Raw genomic sequence first — 18358 nt, 5'->3', positions numbered from 1 at the left:
GCCGACCGGCGCGCCCGAGAGAAAGCCCTACCATGACCACCACCACACCCCTGCCGGCATCCGCCCGGCAGACCCCGCCACGACACCTGACCGGCCGCCTGCGCCTCGTCCTCGCGGTGCTCCTGGTCGCCCAGTTCATGCTGGCCGTCGACTTCTCGATCCTGAACGTGGCCCTGCCCGCCATCGGCGACGACCTCGGCTTCTCCCTGGGCGGCCTCCAGTGGATCGCCACCGCCTTCGCCCTCAGCGCGGCCGGCTTCACCCTCTTCTTCGGCCGCATCGGTGACCTGATCGGCCGCAAGCGCATCTTCCTCGGCAGCCTGGCGCTCCTCGGCGCGGCCTCGCTGGCCGGCGGGCTCGCCCCCACCCCCGAGATCCTCATCGCGGCCCGGATCGCCCAGGGCCTCGCGACCGCCGCCGCCACCCCGGCCGGGCTCGCCCTGCTCACCACGTCCTTCCCCGAAGGGCCGCTGCGGCAGAAGGCGCTGGGCCTCAACGGAGCCCTCATGTCCGCCGGGTTCACCGCGGGGGCCGTGCTCGGCGGCGTCCTGACCGACCTGCTCTCCTGGCGCTGGGCGTTCTTCATCAACGTGCCCGTCGCCCTCGCCGTGCTCCTCGTCGCGCCCGCCGTCATCGCCGAGTCCCGGCCCGCCGAACGTCCCCGGATCGACCTGCCCGGCGCGCTCAGCGTGACCCTCGGGCTGCTCGGCGTCGTCTACGGCCTGACGCAGGCCGGCGAGCGCGGCTGGACCCACCCCCTGGCCCTGACCGGGCTGCTGGCCGGCGCCGTCCTGCTCGGCCTGTTCTACCTGGTCGAACGCCGCTCCACCCAGCCCCTCGTGCCGCTGCACGTCATGCGCAAGCCGACCGTGGCCTGGGGCAACCTGATCGGCCTGCTCGCCTTCGTCACCGAGACGTCCCTGGTGTACCTGCTCACGCTCTACCTGCAGAAGACCCTCGGCTTCACCGCCCTGGCCGCCGGGCTGTCCTTCGGCGTGCTCGGTCTGGGCACCGTGGCCGGCGGCCTGCTCGCCCCGAGGGCGATCAGCCGTACCTCGACCGTGACCGTGCTGGTCGGCGGCGGGCTGTTGCAGGCGGTCAGCACCGCCGCCCTGCTGCTCCTCGGCGGCACCTCGGCCTCGATGGGGCTGCTGCTGCCGGCCACCTTCCTGGGCGGCGTGGGCAACATGCTGGTCATCGTCGGCTTCATGGTCACCGCCACCACCGGCCTGCCCGACCGCGAGCAGGGCCTGGCCACCGGGCTGGCCTCGATGTCCCAGCAGATCGGCATCACCATGGGCACCCCGATCATGTCCGCGATCGTCACCGCCGTGACGGCCGGGGCCGTGACCGGCGCGGCCGTCCTGGACGGCGTCACCGTCGCGATCGCGGTCAACGCCGCCCTCGTCCTGCTCGGCGTGCTCGTCGCGGCGCTCTTCCTGCGCGGCCGACGCGACCGCGCGCACGCCTGACCCGCCCTTCCCCTGTCGTCACGGAGCACATCATGGATCTTCAGCTCACCGGCCCGGCGACCCCCGTGACCGACGCCGCCGGCGGCAGCGGCCCGGTCGTCCGCGCCGAGCTCCGGGAGTCGTCCTGGTCGAGGCTCGTCCTGCCCGGCTCGCCTCCCGTGCCGGTCCGGGTCCATCTGCTGCAGGGCCGTCCGCCCGCCGGGCTGCTGGTCTGGGCGCATGGAGGCAGCTGGCAACGCGGCTCGGCCGCCGCGTGGCACCACGCCACCGAGGCTCTCGCCGAACGGTCCGGCTGGTCGGTGATCAGCGTCGACTACCGGCTCGCGCCGCGTCACCGCCACCCCGACGCCGTCCAGGACGTGCTCACCGCCCTCGGCTGGGCCCACCGCCAGGCGGCCGGGATGCCGCTCGCGGTGGGCGGCGACAGCGCGGGCGGCACACTCGCCGCCGGCGCCGCCCTGGCCGCCCGGGACCGCGGCCTGCCGCTGGCCGCGCAGGTGCTGGCCTACCCGCCGTTCGATCCCGACTGCGCGGGCCCGTCCTACCACCGGTCGCCCGCCGCGTTCCCGCAGGCGGAGCCGCTGCGCCGGGCCTGGCGCGCCTGGCGCGGCGACCGGCCGGCCGCCGTCCGCGACGCCGACGGCACCTGCCTGTACGCGACGCACTGGGAGGCGCCCACCCTGGCCGGGGTCGCGCCCGCCGTCCTCGCCGTCGGGCGCGAGGACCCCGTGCACGACGACGTCGAGGCGTACGCGCACCGGCTGCGCGAGGACGGCGTCCCGGTACGGCTCCTGCGCCCGCCGGGGGCCGTCCACGGCGACGTGCTGCGCCCCGACCGTCCCCTTCTCCCTCTGCTCGCCCGTGCCCTGCGCGGGCTCACCCCGTCCGACCGGCGAAAGGACCTCCGATGAAGCTCGACGTTCCGCCCGCCCCGCTTGAGGCTCTCGTCCGCCACTTCGCCGACCTGCGTGACGGCACCCACGCCGGGCACGCCACCCGGCAGGGCAAGCAGGACGCCTTCCGGCAGGCCGTCACCCTCCTCGACGCGCCCGCGCGGCAGGTGCTGGCCGAGTTCGACCGGCACCTCCTGCTGGGCTCCGGCACCGTCGAGGCCACCGGCGCGCAGGACGACGCCGCGGGCGGCAGCTTCGCCACCTGGTCGTTGTCGTGGCCGGAGCAGCGGGCGGCGGCCGTCGCGCCGATCACGCTGATCGCCCACTATGGCGCCGGTTTCCACCACCCGCACCTGCGGGGAGCCACCGTGGGGGAGTGGCCGCTCAACGTCACCGACGCCGGGCAGGCGGCGGAGCTGGTCCCCGTCCTGCGGGCGATCGCCACCGCCGACCTGCACAACCTGGTGTTCCAGCGCGACTGGCGGCTCGTGCCCGCCCTGCGTCCTTGACGCGACAGGACCGGCGGCGTCCGGCCTCCGAATCGAGGCCGGACGCTCCGGCGCTGTCAGTCGACCACGTTCAGCCGGTTCGGGATGGTGTTGAGCTCCTCCGGGCCGGACGCCGTCAGCAGCACGGTGCCGCCGATGCACACGCGCTTGCCGTCCCGCAGCGCGTCGGGCTCGCCGACGCACACGTCGATCTGCTGCTGCGACTCCATGCCCCCGTAGAACGCGAAGATCTCCGCCGCGATGGTGTCGCCACGCCGGAGCACGTGCGGGGCGCCGCCCATGCCAAACCATTCGGGGATGTTCCAGGCGAAGCCGGACCGTCCCGCGCGCTCCAGCATGAACGGCCAGCGCATCCAGCCGCCACCGGCGATGACCGCCTGGAAGGAGGCGGCGGCGATCTCGTGCTCGTTCGCGCCCTCGCGCGTCTGGCCGACGAACGCCGCGCAGGCGGCCTCGCAGCGCCCGGATCGAGGCCCAGCGGCGGTCGCGCTCGCGCAGGCTCAGGGTGGGGTACGTGGCAGTCATCTCGTCCAGGGTGTCGCTCATGTGCGTGCTTCGCTCTCTGTGGGTGACGGCGGGAGGGCCGCGACGAGCTCGCGCAGGCGACGCGCGCTCTCCCTGATGAATTCGAGTGGCTCGTCCGGGGTGACGGGCGCCCTGAGCCGCCGCAGGCCCGGCGCCGACCCGGCGGCCGCCCGAGCCTCGTACGCCCGCGTCAGCCGGACGACCTCCAGCGCCTCGGCGGCGGTGAGATCCGGATGCCCGCGCAGCCAGCGTTCGTCGTCGAGTGCCCCGCCGCGGCGCGGTGGTCGCTTCGCTGACGGTGCGCGACGTGAACGAGCTCTACGACGTGCGCGGCTCGCTGGAGGTGCTCGCCACCCGGCTCGCGGCCGAGCAGTGCGCGCGCGGCACGTCCGCCGAGATCCTCGACGAGGCGGAGCGGGCCGTCGACGCCAACGACGGCGTGCTGCTGTCGGCCACCAACTCGCGCTTCCACGCCGCGATCCTGACGCTGTCGGACAACCAGCTGCTGCAGGACCTCATGGCGCCCATCCTCGGACGGGTCAACCGGCTGTTTTACATCGTGCCCGAGAGCGACCAGGTCAACTTCCACCACGAGCACGCCGAGCTCTACCGGGCGATCTCGTCCGGTCAGGCGGAGCTGGCCGCCGCGCTGGCCTTCGCCCACGTGGAGCACAGCCGGCGCGACACGCTGCCGGTCGTGCGGTCACTCCTCGACGGGGCGCCGGAGTCGCCGCCGGGCGCCGCCGCGGAGGCGGCCGGAGCCGGCGGGCCCGCCTCCGGTCGCGGTGAGGGGCTCGCCGGGAGTGGTGCGAGCGAGGGCCGTCCTCCGTCCGGCGGGGGACGGGTCCTCCCTCTGGCCGCGACGACCGCCCTGTGGGAGGAGCCCGGCCCCTGGTGACCGGTCGACAATCGGCAGTGCGGCCTCGGAGATCATCGGGGCATCCGGTGGCCGCCGCAGATGCGGGACCCGCACCTCGCGTACGCCGCGACCTCACCGCAGGAGTCCATGTTGACCCGTCTTCGTCCCGCACTCACCGCCGCACTGCTGGCCGCCGCCTTCGTGGGGGCAGTGTCCCTGCCGGCTCACGCGACCGGTAGCCAGCCGTGCACCACCGGCCCGAACGGTCCGGCCTGCCATTCGCCCGGCTGGGGAACCAAGTAGGAGGAAGGATCGACCTGCGGCACGCACGCCGTCTCGTCATCGCCTCGCTGCCGGCCGCCGCCGAGGCGTTCGCCGTCTTCGAGGAGTGCCGGCGCCTCGACGAGAACCCTGCGACGGACCACCCGACCGACTGACCCGACGGGGCTGCTTCCCCGGACGGAGAACGTGCGTGGAAGCAGCCTCTCCGGCCCCTCGTCCCGGGCTCCGGAACCCAGTGGGACGGCACGACGGTGATCGCGCCTCCTGCTGACGGGCGAGTGCCCCCTCAGGCGTCCGGCGGGAGGAGGTCGAGCGAGCGGGCCTTGCGCAGCGCACTCACCCGGTCGTGCACGCCGAGCTTGCGGTAGAGGTTCTCCTTGTGCTTGTTCACCGTCGCCTCCTTGATGGTGAGCCGGCGGCCGATGGCGTACGCGGTCAGCCCTTCGTTCAGCAGCGCCAGGACCGCCATCTCCCGCAGGGTGATCCGGTACTCGGCCGGGTCGGCGAGCGCGGGCAGGCGGAAGACGGCCCTCTCGTGCGCCTCGACCGTGTCGAGGAGCGAACGCGCGAGCCCGGCGTATTCGAGGTCCCGTTCGCTGTAGCCGGTGCCGTCGCGGCTCATGATGACGCCGCGGACCTGGCCGGGCGGCGAGTCCAATGGCAGGGCGAGCTGGCGGTCGATGCCGATCGCCGCCCGGCCGGCGCGGTAGGCCTCGCTGTTCCACCAGCGGCCGTCGGCGACGTCGTCCATGGCCAGCGGCGTGCGGTCCCCGGTGCGGGCGTAGTGGCGCAGCAGCGGGTGCGCGCGCATGTGGGAACGGATGAGGGCGTCCAGCGGCGCCTGGTGCAGCCAGTCGGGCGAACCGGTCAGCGCGTGCCCGGTGCCCGCCGCCCAGTCCAGGTCGATGAGGACGGCCAGGTCTCCGGGCAGGTCCTTCGTCAGCCGTTCCATCAGCAGGGGCCAGACCCGGACCGGCTCCCTCGTGGTGAGGATGTCCATCGCCAGGTCGTGAATGCGTCGGCCGTCCCCCCTGAACAAAGACGTCATGGACGCATTGTGCATGAACGATTACCATCTGGCACAACGAATGAGAAGTACGCACTTCTTCGTATTCATCGGCATGGCTGACCGGCGGGACAGTGAGGGCGTCCCGTACGGAAGGAGCCCGTATGAAGCGAGGAACGACCCGTCTCGGCGCACGCCTGGCGGGAGCCGCGCTGCTCTTCACGACCACGCTGACGGTGATGACGGCGGCCCCCGCCCACGCCGGCCCCGCCGACGCGATGCGCCGGTGCGCCGGGGGCCAGATCGCCAACCACGACATCCCCCATCTGATCGTCTGGGGCAACGGCGGCGGCGGGGTTCCCGTGGGCCGCGACCCGGGCAACATCATCGACCCGGGTGACGTGTTCCAGATCGTTCCGGACCTGAGTTCACGCGTGGACCCCGACAGCTGGGCCGTCGGGACCGTCGGCCCCGACGGCAACGGGCAGGTCGCGCCGCAGGGATGGCCCTACCCCGGCCTGGCCCAGTACTCGGCCGTGCTGCGCTTCAACAACAACCCCGCAGGCTGGACGAGCGACGGGCAGCAGGCGACGGCGTTCAACCGGTGCACGGTCTTCCAGGACAACGCCCCGGCCAGGTTCTCCTTCGGCGTGAACGACCCCGGCCCCGGCGACAACCGCGGCGCCTGGACCTTCCATGTGCTGATCTGGAAGGCGTCCGCCCCGACCACCGGTCCCATGGACAGGTGCAGCCGCAACCTGCCGGCGACCGGGCCTCGGGACCGGGCCGACACCTCCTTGGCGGTCGCCGGCAACGGCAGTTTCGGCAGCTTCCCGGCGGGGGCCACGCCGGGCAACTTCCTGCGGCAGGGGGACGTCCTGCGCCTCGAACCCGACTACGCGAGCCGGGCGCGCATGGACTACTTCTTCGCCGACCACGGTCCCAACGGCACCGACAGACTGGCCGCCGCCTCCGGCTGGCCGTACCCCGACCTGTTCGAGTTCTCGCCCGTCTTGCGCTTCAACAACAACCCGGTCGGGTGGGTGGGCGCTCCCATGCAGGCGACGGCGTTCGGAGGATGCCTGCTCTGGACCGACGCCCTGCCCGTCCGGCTGCTGTTCGGGGTCAACGATCCCGATCTGTCGGACAACTCCGGACAATGGAACTTCCGGATCCGGATATACGGACGTGACTAGCGCCCCGGCGACGTTCCGAACCAGCCCGGCTTCAGGCGACGTGACCCGCCGAGGAAGGAGTGAGCAGAGGCCGTTCGACGACCACCAGCGGGAGAGTTCGCGCCGGATAGACCACCAGCGCGAGATGGTCCGGCGCTCCACCGACGAGTCCGCGCGCCCGGCTTGCCGGAGCGGTCACACCTTGGCGTGTACCCGGCGCGCGGCGACCATGGAGGCCACGACCAGAGCGGTGAGCACGCTCCAGTACAGGAAGCCGCGGGCGCCGGTCACCAGCAGGTTCTCGGCCAGGTAGAGCAGGCCGGGTAACAGGTACACGGCGGACGCCAGCGCCCAGCGGCCGTCCCGGGCGGCCAGGGTGGCGGCCAGCACCAGCAGCAGGGCCGCCACCTCGACGCCGGCCCGCGCGACGACCCAGACGGGTTCCCAGACCGGCACCTGCGTGAGCTGCAGCGCCCAGGCGCCCAGCGGGACGAGCAGCCACCGGGCCGACCGGGCGGGCATCGTCGCGCCCCACCGTCGGGCCCTCCCGGACCCGCGGCCCGCGTCCGCCCGTCGCACGGCGAGCACCGCCGACGCGGCCGCGACCACCCAGTAGGGCGCGACCGGCGCGAGGTCGCCGTACAGGGGGCCGAGGTCGAGCGCCGGGATGAGCCCCGGGAACATGGGCTGGCTGGTCCACAGCGCGGCGAAGGTCGCGAGGCAGGCCGCGACCCGCATCCAACCCCGCACCAGCGCCACCATCAGGACGATCCCCAGCGCGGTCCACGTCTTGAAGATGAAGTACGGGAGAACGGGAAGCTGCGCGAAGGTCACCAGCGCCACGACGAGCGCGCCGAGGTGCAGGCCGTCGCGCCACGACGGCACTCCGGACGCGCGGGCGGCCAGGACGCGTGCGGTGAACCCGCCGGCGAGGAGATGCAGCGTCTCGCGGAGCGACGGCCGACGGGCCCCGGGCGGGGCCGCCTCCAGCAGCGTGCCGATCAGCTCCTCGCCGTGCTCGGCCCGGTACTCCTTCGGATAGGCGCGCAGAAGGCGGCGGTACCGCAGTTCGAGAACATGGTTCATGCGCTCGGCACCCCGTTCGGCCGCAGGACGAGTGCGGCGGCGCGCTGGAACCGGGCCGCCTGGGCACGGACGGCGTGTGCGCCGTCGTCGGTGATCCGGTAGTAGCGTCGCGGACGCCCGTTGACGGTCTCCTCGCGGTCCAGCCGCACCCAGCCGGTCTCGGAGAGCCGGTCGAGCGCGCTGTACAGAGTGCCGACGGCGAGGTCGACCTCACCGAGCGACTGCGTCCGGGCCCGTTTGATGATCCCGTATCCGTGGAGCGGTTCCTGCAGCAAGGCGACGAGGATGAAGTACGTCGCCTCCGTCATACCGATCACGGTTCGACCATATATCGACCGTCGAAGTATGGGGAGGGGATCGGCTGGACGGCTGAAGTGATCTACAACGTAAAGGCGCTCGCGACGCGCCCGAAGCCGTCCAGCCGCTTCGGGCTCTCCCGCGAGCCGCGATCACCGCCTACGTGGCCTTGGGTCACCCTGCAGACTAGGACCGGGGTCCTGGATCGCCTCTGCTGGAACCGTCTCAAGGCAGGAAGAAGTCGGCCGCCCGGGACGGCACGCTGGGATCATGATCACGATACACGCGCGGAACCCTGGTGAGCGCCACGGCGGCGAACGCCGTGGGAGCAGGTGGCCGGTCATCGCCGTAGCCGCGGCGGTGCTGATCGGGATGGCACCGGCGGCGTCGGCTGCCGGGAATGACGGACCGCTGAGATGGCAGGACTGCGAGAGCGAGGGCGTACCCGCGGGCATGCAGTGCGCTGCGATCGATGTCCCCGTGGACTGGGCGAAGCCGCAGGGACGGAAGATCACGCTGGAGCTGGCCCGGTTGCCGGCCACTGAGCCGCCACGCCGGCTCGGCAGCGTCCTGGGCATCTCCAGCGGTTACGGGATCCAGGACCTGACCCGTTCCGCGGCGGATCTCACCGAGCTGCGACGCACGTTCGATCTGGTCGGCTACAACACGCGTACCACCACGTGGATCGCACACATGCCCCAGGCATGCACGCAGCCAGGGGTTTCCCTGCACGATCCGCGCGACGCGAAGGAGCTCGCGGCGCTGGCCGCGGCGATGAACGACGCGTTCGAGGAGTGTCAGAAGGCGGACACGACGGGGCTGTTCGCGCACCTGGATGCTTTGTCGATCGCCAGGGACACCGAGGCGATCCGTAAGGCGCTGGGCGAAGAGCGGCTGAGCTTCATGGCCAGCGGCATCGGCGGGTCCGCGGCCGCCGCTTATGCCCGGTTGTTTCCCCAGCGCATCCGGGCCATGTACCTCGATGGAGTGAACAACCAGACCGAGGGCTGGCCCGCGCAGCGGCTGCTGAGCCTGCCGGTCATGCAGCGGATGTTCACCAGGTTCGCCGACTGGTGCGCGGAGACGCCCGCCTGCGCGCTGCACGGCCAGGACGCCGAGGCGGTGTGGCGTAGGCTCCTGCGGGATGCCGACCGCCATCCGATTTCGGTCACCTCATCCCAGTACGGCAAGGGGAAGCTCACCGGATGGCTGTTGACATCCACCCTCCCCCTCGACCCAGGGCCGGAGAACGCCAACTGGCTGACCTTCGCGGCCGCGGTGGACAAGGCGCGGAGCGGGGACGGGTCAGGGTTCGCCGATCAGGCGCTCTTCAACGCGCGGTATTCGGCAACGCCCGGGGCACAGGTGATGAGCTGCGGGGACGACCGCGGATACACCAGCTATGCCCAGCTTGAGGACTTCCGCAGGAGAGCGCGGAAGATCGCACCTGAGTACGCGGGAGCGGCCATCGACGCGCTCGGCTGCACAGGCTGGCCACTGCCGGTCGCCAATCCATCCCGCCCGCTGCTCACGCGGGGTCTGCCGCCCTTCCTGGGGGTGGGCACCACGTGGTTCGACCACACCTCGACCAAGAGCTTCACCAACATGATCCCGGGATCGGTGGCCATCGCCTATGACGGACCCGGTCACGTCATGTACCTGTCAGGCAAGAAGTGCCCGATCCGGCACGCCACCAGGTACCTGACCGACCTGACACTTCCAGAACCGGGCACAGTCTGCCCCGCCGAATGATCGACGCTCAGAGCCGGGTCAGGGGGGCGTCGGTGTCCTCGGCTCACGTCTGCACAGCACCTGCCCGTCTCGTCGACAAGTAGGTCTGAACGAACTCGGCTCGAAATCGTCCGTGACGAGATGTCGTCTCACAGGTCAACCGGCTGCCTTCCGCCATATCCCCTGACGCCCGGCTCGGCGAGGGTTCACAGTCCGCCGGCGGCGGGGGAGAAGGGGCCGTTCAGGGCCGCCCACTGCAGCAGCATGATGGTCTTGGCGTCGGCGATCTCCCCGTCCCTGATCAGGTCGAGGGCGTGGTCGAAGTCGAGCTCGACGACCTCGATGTCCTCGCCTTCCTCGGCGACCCCGCCACCCTGTGCGGTGCGGGTCGCGGCACTGTACGGCGCGGCGTAGAAGTGCAGGCGTTCGGTGACCGATCCCGGGCTCATGTAGACGGAGAAGACCCGTTCGACCTCGCCGACGGTGTGGCCGGTCTCCTCGGCGGCCTCGCGCCGGATCGCCGCCTCCGGCGCTTCGTCGTCCAGCAGGCCGGCCGCGGTCTCCAGGAGCATCCCGTCGGGATGTCCGTTGACGTAGGCGGGGTAGCGGAACTGCCGGGTCAGCAGGACGGTGCGGCGGGCGGGGTCGTAGAGCAGGACGGTCGCGCCGTTGCCGCGGTCGTAGGTCTCCCGCTGCTGGGTGCTCCAGTGGCCGTCGGCGTGCTGGTAGTCGAAGGTGGTGGCACGCAGCACGTACCAGTTGCAGGCCAGCAGCCGCACGTCGCGCACGCGTACCCGGGGGTTGCCGGTCAGGTCGCGTCCCGCCTGGTCCAGGCCGGTACGGCCGCGCTGGTCCGGTACGTCGACCCCCTCCGTCACGACGACCTTCCACTTCGGGCGGACGCGCCTGCCGGGCTGGTCGTCGCCGAGGTCCCGTCCATGCGGACGGCAGGAGGCCGTCGGGCCGATCGTGCGCTCATCTCGCCCTTTCGTCTGGGGGCCCGGCGGGCCGGTGATCACAAAGTATGGCAGGAACTTCCCGCATATCAGCAGGGCTGCCACTGCCTCACGATCTTCCCCCGCAGACTCGGACCATGACCTCAAACGCACGCCCCTCGCTGGTGCCCGGCTGTCCGGCGGCAGTTACGAACCGCGCACCGAACCGGTGACGCCTACCGGCTGAGGGGCGTCATCCTGATCGCGTGCCCGAGGCCAGCGCCTTGACCTCCGCGGCCGTCACAGGCTTCCCGCCGACACCCCAGTCGCCGTCCTTGATCTCCTCGACGACGACCACGGTCAGGGGGCGCATGTGCTCCCCCTCGATGGCGACGATCGCGTCGGTCAGCTTCGCCACCATCTCGGCCTTCTGCGTGGCGCTGAACACGCCCTCGATCACCTTCACGTTGACGAGTGGCATGGGGTCCCCCTCCCTCTCGATGCGGTGCACCGACGGCACCTCACGCCGTGAGGGCGACCTGCCCGTGGGGGTCAGGGACAAACTCCGCACCCGGGTGAAGGCCGTCAGGTGCCGGTTCCCAGGAGTTTGCCGAGGAGCGTGCTCAATTGGTGGCGTTCGTCGGGTGTGAGGGGTTGGAAGGTGTCTTCGAGGAAGGCCGGGATCGACGTCTGCGCCTGGGCCAGCCGCCGTCGGCCCAGGTCGGTGAGGGTGACGGCGTAGGAGCGGCGGTCGCGGGGGTTGCGCTCCCTGCGTACGAGGCCCTGCTGTTCGAGGTCGTCGCAGACGCTGACCATGACGCTGCGGTCGATGCGCAGCTCTTCGCTGAGCGTCTGCTGGGAGCACGGGCCGACGGCGTCGAGCATCTGGAGCACGAGGTGCTGGCCGACGCCGAGCCCTTCCTCGCCGGCGTGGGCGTCCGCGGCGCGGGCCACGGCGGCCGAGGCCCGGCACAGCGCGATGTCCAGCCGCTCGGCCGCCAGTCGCGGGAAGTACGTCGCCCGCGTGCGGCCGGGGTTCTTGGTCGTGGGGGCCATCGATCTCCTTTTCGCTCCGGTCAGGAGCCTACACCGCATTCATCTGACTACCAATCGTTTGACAGCAGATGATTTGCAGGCATACGTTCCCGGTCGAACGACGTCCCGCACCCGTTCCCGCCGTCTGACAAGGAGATCCGTCGTGACGCTGAACCTCACCCCTGACGAACTGCTGAGCACCACCCGCGCCGTCCGCAAGCGCCTGGACTTCACCCGGCCGGTTCCTCGCGAGCTGATCGAGCAGTGCGTGGACCTGGCCGTCCAGGCACCCACCGGGCGTAACCGGCAGCGCTGGCACTTCATGGTCGTGACCGAGGCCGGGCAGCGCCGGGCCGTGGCCGACATCTTCCGGCGCGCGCTGGCCGTGGCCGCGGGGCAGCCGTTGAGCGAGCGTGACCTGTGGCGCATGAGCTACCACGCCGGCTCCACCGAGCGGGTCTTCGACGGCCTGCGGCATCTGGCCGCCAACGTTCACCGGGTGCCGGCGTTCGTCATCCCCGGCGTGGAGGGCCGCACCGACCGCCGGCCGGTGGCCGAGCAGGCGGGCACGTGGGGGTCGATCCTGCCCGCGGTGTGGAGCTTCATGCTGGCCGCGCGGGCGCGCGGCCTCGGCACCGTGTGGACGACCGCGCAGGCGCCGCTCGAACGGGAGCTGGCCGGGGTGCTCGGCGTGCCGTACGAGGAGGTCATGCTGGCGGCGTTCATCCCGCTGGCCTTCACGCTCGGCACCGACTTCAGGCCCGCTCCCCGCATTCCCCGCGAGGAGGTGCTGCACTGGGACCGGTGGTGAGCCGGACGAGCGAGGCCGTAGCGCCCTGGCGGAAGGCGAGGGCGGCGGCCAGGCAGGCGACGGGGATGACGGGCAGCACGTACCGGTGGTCGAAGTCCAGGACCGCGACCGGGCCGACCGGCAGGCCCATCGCCGTGGCCCACGGCAGCAGCGCCACGCGGGGACGCCGGACCCCCGCCCACCGCCCCGTCGCGCAGGTCGAGTGCGGAGCCGCCGTCGGGCCGGTAGTGCAGGCACTTCGAGTACCAGGTCGAAGCGCCCTGGAAGCGCCACTGGAAGCGCACGTGGTCGGCGCCCGGGTAGGGGTTTCCGTTGTTGACGATCACCCAGAAGGTCTTCCCGTCCGGGACCACCCAGGGGTCTGGTACTTCAAGTAGCTCGGGACGGGGTCGCCGCCGTAGAGGCAGACGTTGCCCGAGTTGCAGCCGTTCCAGGCGCTGCCCGCAGCCGCCGGGGACGCGGCGACCAGAGACAGGACGGTCGCGGAGGCGAGTGCCGCCGCTCCGGTCCGAAGGAGCACTTTGATCATGCCGGTCGTTCCTTTCACGAGGGGCCCATCCATGTGGCGAAGCCCGTGCGTACCGGTGGTCGGAGTCAGTTCATCCCGCCGGGCCCGGGATCGTCACCCCGTTCCGGCCTGAGCGGGAACACGCAGGTCGAGGCCACCGTCGATCAGGTTCTGAGTTGACTGTGGTCGTGACGACCGCGGACGCGATCACGAGCAAGGGCATCGTGCGGATCGTCCTCACCGGAGAGGACCTGGCCCGCGTACGCATCGCCGGCCCGGCGGACGCGAGGTGCTGAGCCTGCACATACTGCAGCGTCCAGGCGGTGGCCGTTGACGTGCGTGTTCCCGCTCAGGCCGGAACAGGGTGACGCCTCTGGGGTCGGCGGTGCCGTCGTAGCACCGGTCGGCGCGAGCGCCCCTTGACCTTCACGTGCAAGTACACCGGCGGCAACGTCCGCAGCGAGCAATCGGTCAATGCCGCCGGTTGCAGGGGGGATCAGCAGTTCAGGCCGCTGACGATGCCCAGCTGGGGTGTCGGGTTGATGACCGCGCAGTTGTAGGTGCCCCCCGGGATGGTGATCGAGCCGGGTCCCGACCCTGCCCCCGTGCAGCCGGAACCCAGGATGTGGTAGCCGACGACGTCCCCCAGGTAGGTACGGGAGCCGCTGGCGCAGACCCATGAGCTCATCGCATAGGCGGACGACGCGGGCACGGACGCCACGGCCAGGGCGAAGGCCGAGACGATGGCGAGCCGTCTGGCTGATGTGATCACGGACTTCCCTTTCCTTCGAAGGGACGGAGTATCACTTCTGTGCCCCGCGCCCCGTCGCGCGCCACTCGGGGACGATGTCCGATACCGGACGCGATCACGACGACGCGGCCGTTCGCCCGATCGATCGGCGGCTCGACGTGCTCACTCGCCGGTAGGGCCCCCGGCCCGCCCACTGCTGATGAGAGTCAAGGCCGGTGCCTTCACCGGGGCGCCGGCGATGCCGCCGCCGATGCCCCAGACGTGGCCCGCGCGGTGGCACTGTTCGTCGAGCAGTGGCCGGCCCCGCACCCCGACCCCGGGCACTGGGAACGCAGCATCCGGGAGTACGGCGCCCCCCTGCGCACGGTCTACCGGCGCTACCCGCGCGCGCTGCTGGTCTCCCTGGACGAACAGCTCGGTGAGCAGCCGATCCACCAGGCCCGTCTCCTCCACGCCGACGCCTTCCTGGGCATGCTGCGGGCCATCGGGCTCGGCGTCATCGTGCGTGACCTGCTGGCGCCGCCGGGGTCGGGGTGAAGTCCCGGAGCTCCGGCCGCCCGGCTACTCGGGAGGGGCGGGAACGGCGTCGGTCCAACCCGACTCCACGATCGCCAAGTAGTCCAGGACCTTGCCGGTGACCTGCCACTTCTCGCTGTCCGGGCCCGGTTCGAGCTGGAGGTCGCGGTGTCCCAGCAGCTTTCCGGTGCGCGGGTCGAAGAGCACCTGGTGCTGGATCGTCCCGCGGCCGTCGGCGCTCTCGAACGGGGCCGCGAGGCCGACCGCGGCGCGTCCGAGCGGGTCTTCGACGGCGCCCAGGCGCTGGGGTTCCCGGCACTGCTTGGGCATGCCGGTGCGGCCGTCGGCGAGCTCGATCGAGCCCTCGCACAGGAGCTTGCGCAGGCCCTCCGGATCGGTGGGCAGGTTCTGCAGCTCCTGGTAGGTGAAGCGACCGAGGCCGCTGATGTCGAACACGCCGCCGCTCCGGGTGTCCGGGGCGTCCTCCGTCCAGGGGCCGGCCTTGGACGTGATCGTCCTGGTGCGGTCCGACGAGCGGATCTCCCAGCTCGACGGGGAGCCCGCCGCGCGCCAGGCGTCGGCGTCGGCCCTGGTCTGGGGTTCGGCGGCAAAGTCGCGGCCGTAGAAGGACGTGCCGTCGTCACGGCTGCGTCCCGGCCAGCTGAAGAACTCGGCGCGCTCCTCCACGACGTACCCGCCGGGATCGATCCCGCCGCCGGGCAGGTGCCACAGACCTGGCGTGAAGACGGGCGAGGCCTCCGACGACCGAGCCGGCAGCAGCCGATCGTCCTGCACGGCGATCGCGTACGCCGCAACGCGGGTTCTCACCTGATCGTCCACGAACCCCGATCGTAGGGCCCTTCTGCCACGCGCCCCCCGGTACGTCGTGGCGCCGCGGGTTCTAGGGTGGGCGCATGGCCGAACGGCGTCCCTTGATCGTGCGCAGGCTGCGACCGGGACACTGGGTCGCCGTCGACGCGTTCGCGGCCGTCGCCCTGGCCGCCGGGTTCTCGGCGGCGGCGGTGCTGGTGCCGGAGTCCGCCCGGGTGCCGCCGTACGCGGTCGTGCCGGTGGTCGCGCTGGCCTGCCTGCCGCCGGCGTTGCGGCGCCGGTGGCCGGTGCCGGTCTGCGCGCTGGTCCTGGTGGCGGCGGTGCTCGCGCCGCTCGCCGGGTGGGAGGAGGCGTTCGTGCCGTTGGCGGTGGCGCTGCACGCGGTGGCGCTGCTGGAAGCGCGCCGGACGGCGGTGGCGGCGCTGGTGGCCGCGCTTGCGGTGACCGCCGCCGGGGCCGCGGTCGGCTCGCCCTCGTGGGCGGAGGCGGCCTCGGCGTGCGCGTTCGCCTGGCCGGTGCTCGCTCTGGCGTGGACGATCGGGCTCGCCGTACGGGAGCAGCGCGCGTCCGCGGCACAGGCCGTCGCGCGGTCGGCGCAGGCCGCGGCCACGGCGGAACGGCTGCGCATGGCTCGTGACGTGCACGACGTCGTCGCCCACAGCATGGCCCTGATCTCCATGCGGGCCGGCATAGCCAACCACGTCGCCGCCACGCACCCCGAGGAGGCCGGCGAGGCCCTGTCGATCATCGAGGAGACCAGCCGGAAGGCGCTGGCCGACCTGCGCGACCTCCTCGGCCTGCTCCGCGACGCCTCGGGGGATCAAGGCGGCCCGCCGCACCTGCCGGACTCGCTGCGCGAGCTGGTCGCGGCGATCCCGGACGGCGACGTACGGGTGGAGCTCGACGTCGATCCCGGCCTCACGCTCGACGGCGAGGCGGCCCTCGTCGTCCATCGTCTCGTGCAGGAGTCGCTGACCAACGTGCTCAAGCACGCCGGGCCGGGCCGCTGCCGGGTGGCCGTCGGCGTCCGGGCGGCGGGCGAGCTGGTGGTCGAGGTCGTCGACGACGGCCGCGGGGGCGTGCCGCGTCAGGGGGGCCACGGGCTGGCGGGGCTGCGGGAGCGGGTGATCCTGTACGGCGGGACGTTCTCGGCCGGACCCGAGCCCGCGGGCGGCTTCGCCGTCCGGGCGAGGCTGCCGTTGCCCGGCGGCTCCAGGGCGGGCGAGCGATGAGCACGTTGACGGTGCTGGTCGCCGACGACCAGGCGCTGCTGCGCGCCGGGCTGCGCAGGCTGATCGACACCGCCCCCGACCTGGAGACCGTCGGCGAGGCCGGAACAGGGCGGCAGGCCGTGGAGCTGGCCCGCGGCCTGCGTCCCGACCTGGTGCTCATGGACGTCCGCATGCCCGGCCTCGACGGCATCAAGGCCACCGAGCTGATCCGCGCCGACCCGGTGACCGCCGGGACGCGGGTGGTGATGCTGACCACCTTCGATCTCGACGAGTACGTCTACGGGGCGTTGCGGGCCGGAGCCAGCGGCTTCCTGTTGAAGGACACCCGGCCGCGCGACCTGCTGGAGGCGCTGCGCGTGGTGGGGGAGGGGCAGGCGCTGCTGGCCCCGTCGGTCACCACGCGGCTGATCGGGGAGTTCGCCCGGCGTGAGCCCGCCGGGATCCCGGCCCGGCTGGCGGCGGGGCTGACCCGGCTGTCCGGCCGGGAGCGGGAGGTGCTGCTGCTGGTGGCTCGCGGGCTGACCAACCCGCAGATCGCCGAGCGGCTCGGCATCGGGCAGGCGACGGTCAAGACCCATGTCCGCAGCCTGCTGGCCAAGCTCGCCGCGCACGACCGGGCGCAACTCGTCATCGCCGCCTACGAGGGCGGCGTCGTCACGGCCGGCGGGCGGGCGCCGTCAGCGGCGGTAGGAGACTTCGGGGAAGGCGGCTGACGGTCCCCGCAGCAACGCCTGAGGACGGCCGCGCAGGGTCTCCTCGAAGAAGGCGAGCGGGTAGGCGCGCTGGAAGGCCAGCGCCCGCGCGGCCGGGATCGTGCCGACGACCTCCTCCAACTGCTCCTTCCCCAGCCCCAGCGGCCCGGCCGACAAGGGGATGAGCAGGACGTCGTCGCCGAAGGAGTTGTGCGCCGCCCCCTTGACGGTCACGTTGAGCCGCCAGCCCCGCAACCCATCCCAGAAGGTGCGCAACGTCGGATTGGTGGCCATGCCGCCCTTGCCGTCGGTGTCGACCACCATGTACGGCCGGTCGAGGCCGGACTGTGCGACCTTGCCGAAGACGGCGCCGTCCAGGCCGAGCCCGGCCTTGATCCGCGGGTCGGCGTACATGGCGGAGGAGGTGGCCGCGCCGCCGAGGGAGTGCCCGAACATGCCGATCCGTTCGAGGTCGAAGAGCGGCCTGCCGTTCCGTCCGGGCAGCTTGTCCTCCAGGGCGGGCAGGCTGTCCAGGACGAAACGCACGTCGGCCACCCGGACGTCGACGGCCTTGGCGAAGTCGGTCACCTCGGGGCCCGCCTCCACCCGGCCGCCGGGGAACTCCACCACCGCCGCGTCATAGGGATGATCGACGGTGACCACCGCGTAACCCCGGCTGGCCAGCTCCTCGGCGACGCCGGTCCCGTACGCGCGCGAGGCGTTGGCGCCCGGCGAGTACAGGACGACCGGCAGTCTGCCCAGGCTCGTGTCGGCGGGCGCGCCCTCGTGGCCGTCGGTCCTGTCCAGCAGCACCGAGCCCGGCTCCAGGTCGTTCATCTTCAGGTACCGGTCCGCCGCCGCCTTCGGCATCCAGGGGGCGACCGGGTGGGCCTGTGCGTCTCTGGCCGGGTACCACAGGCTGACCATCAGCTCCCGCTTCCTGCCGGAGCCGTTCCAGGGGTCCGGGCGGGACTGGTCGACCAGGTGGACCGAGACGGTCCCCACCGGATGCGGGCCCGTCGGCTTCGGGATCGTCAGGCGCTGCGGCGGGGTGGAGCCGCATCCGGCCAGGGCGAGGGCCAGGGCGGTGATGATGAGTGCACGTTTCACCCTGCTAACGCTGCCGGTCGGGTACGGCGGCCACCTCTGGCGCGAGGAGGACATCCGGCTCAACCCAGGAGGGTAGAGCTCGCCGGAGATCCCCTTCAGGGA

General features: G+C 72.3%; 23 protein-coding genes. 11 read left to right on the top strand and 12 right to left on the bottom strand.

Annotation, left to right across the window (positions count from 1 at the left end):
- Positions 1-32: 32 nt before the first annotated feature.
- From ACIA8R_RS30945 to ACIA8R_RS30935, 3 genes are read left to right on the top strand one after another with little or no spacing between them, the layout of a single operon-like run.
- Positions 33-1472, top strand: a complete 1440-nt coding sequence (locus ACIA8R_RS30945; protein ID WP_397041611.1) for an MFS transporter — start codon at positions 33-35, stop codon at positions 1470-1472.
- Positions 1473-1504: 32 nt separating this feature from the next.
- Positions 1505-2383, top strand: a complete 879-nt coding sequence (locus ACIA8R_RS30940; protein WP_397041610.1) for an alpha/beta hydrolase fold domain-containing protein — start codon at positions 1505-1507, stop codon at positions 2381-2383.
- On the top strand, positions 2380-2874 hold the full coding sequence (locus ACIA8R_RS30935; RefSeq protein ID WP_364093010.1) for a hypothetical protein: 495 nt from the start codon (positions 2380-2382) through the stop codon (positions 2872-2874). Before ACIA8R_RS30940 ends, ACIA8R_RS30935 begins: the two co-directional genes overlap by 4 nt.
- Positions 2875-2930: 56 nt before the next feature.
- On the opposite strand, the gene ACIA8R_RS30930 is transcribed toward ACIA8R_RS30935, so the two are convergent.
- Complete coding sequence (locus ACIA8R_RS30930) at positions 2931-3227, bottom strand: hypothetical protein (RefSeq protein WP_397041609.1); 297 nt, start codon at positions 3225-3227, stop codon at positions 2931-2933.
- A 479-nt stretch (positions 3228-3706) separates the two neighbouring features.
- Between ACIA8R_RS30930 and ACIA8R_RS30925 the strand changes: the two genes are divergently transcribed.
- Both ACIA8R_RS30925 and ACIA8R_RS30920 read left to right on the top strand, forming a co-directional pair.
- Positions 3707-4297 (top strand): GntR family transcriptional regulator, encoded by a 591-nt coding sequence (locus tag ACIA8R_RS30925; RefSeq protein WP_397041608.1) that lies wholly within the window; start codon positions 3707-3709, stop codon positions 4295-4297.
- Between the two features lie 206 nt (positions 4298-4503).
- A complete protein-coding gene (locus tag ACIA8R_RS30920; RefSeq protein ID WP_397041607.1) occupies positions 4504-4695 on the top strand; it encodes a hypothetical protein in 192 nt (63 codons plus the stop codon).
- 131 nt (positions 4696-4826) lie between these two features.
- Here the strand turns inward: ACIA8R_RS30920 and ACIA8R_RS30915 are convergent, their stop codons facing one another.
- Positions 4827-5588, bottom strand: a complete 762-nt coding sequence (locus tag ACIA8R_RS30915; protein ID WP_364093019.1) for a helix-turn-helix domain-containing protein — start codon at positions 5586-5588, stop codon at positions 4827-4829.
- A 122-nt stretch (positions 5589-5710) separates the two neighbouring features.
- Between ACIA8R_RS30915 and ACIA8R_RS30910 the strand changes: the two genes are divergently transcribed.
- Entirely contained in the window at positions 5711-6742 is a 1032-nt protein-coding gene (locus ACIA8R_RS30910; protein ID WP_397041606.1) for a hypothetical protein, read from the top strand.
- Between the two features lie 174 nt (positions 6743-6916).
- Here the strand turns inward: ACIA8R_RS30910 and ACIA8R_RS30905 are convergent, their stop codons facing one another.
- Both ACIA8R_RS30905 and ACIA8R_RS30900 read right to left on the bottom strand, forming a co-directional pair.
- Complete coding sequence (locus ACIA8R_RS30905; RefSeq protein ID WP_397041605.1) at positions 6917-7807, bottom strand: hypothetical protein; 891 nt, start codon at positions 7805-7807, stop codon at positions 6917-6919.
- On the bottom strand, positions 7804-8115 hold the full coding sequence (locus ACIA8R_RS30900; protein WP_397041733.1) for a PadR family transcriptional regulator: 312 nt from the start codon (positions 8113-8115) through the stop codon (positions 7804-7806). The genes ACIA8R_RS30905 and ACIA8R_RS30900 overlap by 4 nt, the downstream gene beginning before the upstream one ends.
- 259 nt (positions 8116-8374) lie before the next feature.
- On the opposite strand from ACIA8R_RS30900, the gene ACIA8R_RS30895 reads away from it, so the two are divergent.
- On the top strand, positions 8375-9856 hold the full coding sequence (locus ACIA8R_RS30895; RefSeq protein WP_397041604.1) for an alpha/beta fold hydrolase: 1482 nt from the start codon (positions 8375-8377) through the stop codon (positions 9854-9856).
- Between the two features lie 185 nt (positions 9857-10041).
- On the opposite strand, the gene ACIA8R_RS30890 is transcribed toward ACIA8R_RS30895, so the two are convergent.
- The 3 genes from ACIA8R_RS30890 to ACIA8R_RS30880 all read right to left on the bottom strand — a co-directional run bounded on the left by ACIA8R_RS30890 (position 10042) and on the right by ACIA8R_RS30880 (position 11826).
- On the bottom strand, positions 10042-10713 hold the full coding sequence (locus tag ACIA8R_RS30890; protein WP_397041603.1) for an NUDIX domain-containing protein: 672 nt from the start codon (positions 10711-10713) through the stop codon (positions 10042-10044).
- Between the two features lie 310 nt (positions 10714-11023).
- Entirely contained in the window at positions 11024-11251 is a 228-nt protein-coding gene (locus ACIA8R_RS30885; RefSeq protein ID WP_357701873.1) for a 4-oxalocrotonate tautomerase family protein, read from the bottom strand.
- Positions 11252-11355: 104 nt separating this feature from the next.
- Entirely contained in the window at positions 11356-11826 is a 471-nt protein-coding gene (locus ACIA8R_RS30880; protein ID WP_364093035.1) for a MarR family winged helix-turn-helix transcriptional regulator, read from the bottom strand.
- Positions 11827-11968: 142 nt separating this feature from the next.
- Here ACIA8R_RS30880 and ACIA8R_RS30875 point away from each other — a divergent pair, with 142 nt between their 5' ends.
- Complete coding sequence (locus tag ACIA8R_RS30875; RefSeq protein WP_397041602.1) at positions 11969-12616, top strand: nitroreductase family protein; 648 nt, start codon at positions 11969-11971, stop codon at positions 12614-12616.
- On the opposite strand, the gene ACIA8R_RS30870 is transcribed toward ACIA8R_RS30875, so the two are convergent.
- The 3 genes from ACIA8R_RS30870 to ACIA8R_RS30860 all read right to left on the bottom strand — a co-directional run bounded on the left by ACIA8R_RS30870 (position 12561) and on the right by ACIA8R_RS30860 (position 13896).
- Positions 12561-12773 (bottom strand): hypothetical protein, encoded by a 213-nt coding sequence (locus ACIA8R_RS30870; RefSeq protein WP_397041601.1) that lies wholly within the window; start codon positions 12771-12773, stop codon positions 12561-12563. The two genes, ACIA8R_RS30875 and ACIA8R_RS30870, sit on opposite strands and share 56 nt — an antisense overlap.
- Before the next feature lie 165 nt (positions 12774-12938).
- Positions 12939-13145 carry a hypothetical protein gene (locus ACIA8R_RS30865; protein WP_397041600.1) on the bottom strand — a complete coding sequence of 69 codons (207 nt, stop codon included), beginning with the start codon at positions 13143-13145 and terminating at the stop codon, positions 12939-12941.
- Between the two features lie 475 nt (positions 13146-13620).
- A complete protein-coding gene (locus ACIA8R_RS30860; protein ID WP_357701883.1) occupies positions 13621-13896 on the bottom strand; it encodes a hypothetical protein in 276 nt (91 codons plus the stop codon).
- Between the two features lie 240 nt (positions 13897-14136).
- Here ACIA8R_RS30860 and ACIA8R_RS30855 point away from each other — a divergent pair, with 240 nt between their 5' ends.
- Positions 14137-14412 carry a hypothetical protein gene (locus ACIA8R_RS30855; RefSeq protein ID WP_364093044.1) on the top strand — a complete coding sequence of 92 codons (276 nt, stop codon included), beginning with the start codon at positions 14137-14139 and terminating at the stop codon, positions 14410-14412.
- A 24-nt stretch (positions 14413-14436) separates the two neighbouring features.
- Here the strand turns inward: ACIA8R_RS30855 and ACIA8R_RS30850 are convergent, their stop codons facing one another.
- Positions 14437-15231, bottom strand: a complete 795-nt coding sequence (locus ACIA8R_RS30850) for a hypothetical protein (protein WP_397041599.1) — start codon at positions 15229-15231, stop codon at positions 14437-14439.
- A 74-nt stretch (positions 15232-15305) separates the two neighbouring features.
- Here ACIA8R_RS30850 and ACIA8R_RS30845 point away from each other — a divergent pair, with 74 nt between their 5' ends.
- Together ACIA8R_RS30845 and ACIA8R_RS30840 are read left to right on the top strand one after the other, a co-directional pair.
- Positions 15306-16454, top strand: coding sequence for a histidine kinase (locus ACIA8R_RS30845; protein WP_364093050.1), 1149 nt, complete (start codon positions 15306-15308; stop codon positions 16452-16454).
- Entirely contained in the window at positions 16451-17167 is a 717-nt protein-coding gene (locus ACIA8R_RS30840) for a response regulator (protein ID WP_397041598.1), read from the top strand. The genes ACIA8R_RS30845 and ACIA8R_RS30840 overlap by 4 nt, the downstream gene beginning before the upstream one ends.
- Here ACIA8R_RS30840 and ACIA8R_RS30835 read toward each other — a convergent pair.
- Positions 17132-18256, bottom strand: a complete 1125-nt coding sequence (locus tag ACIA8R_RS30835) for a lipase (RefSeq protein WP_364093056.1) — start codon at positions 18254-18256, stop codon at positions 17132-17134. The genes ACIA8R_RS30840 and ACIA8R_RS30835 overlap by 36 nt on opposite strands.
- Between the last annotated feature and the right edge of the window lie 102 nt (positions 18257-18358).

The sequence above is a fragment of the Nonomuraea sp. NPDC051191 genome, assembly GCF_044455665.1.
Taxonomy (GTDB): Bacteria; Actinomycetota; Actinomycetes; order Streptosporangiales; family Streptosporangiaceae; genus Nonomuraea.
This window is presented reverse-complemented; position numbering and strand designations above follow the sequence as displayed.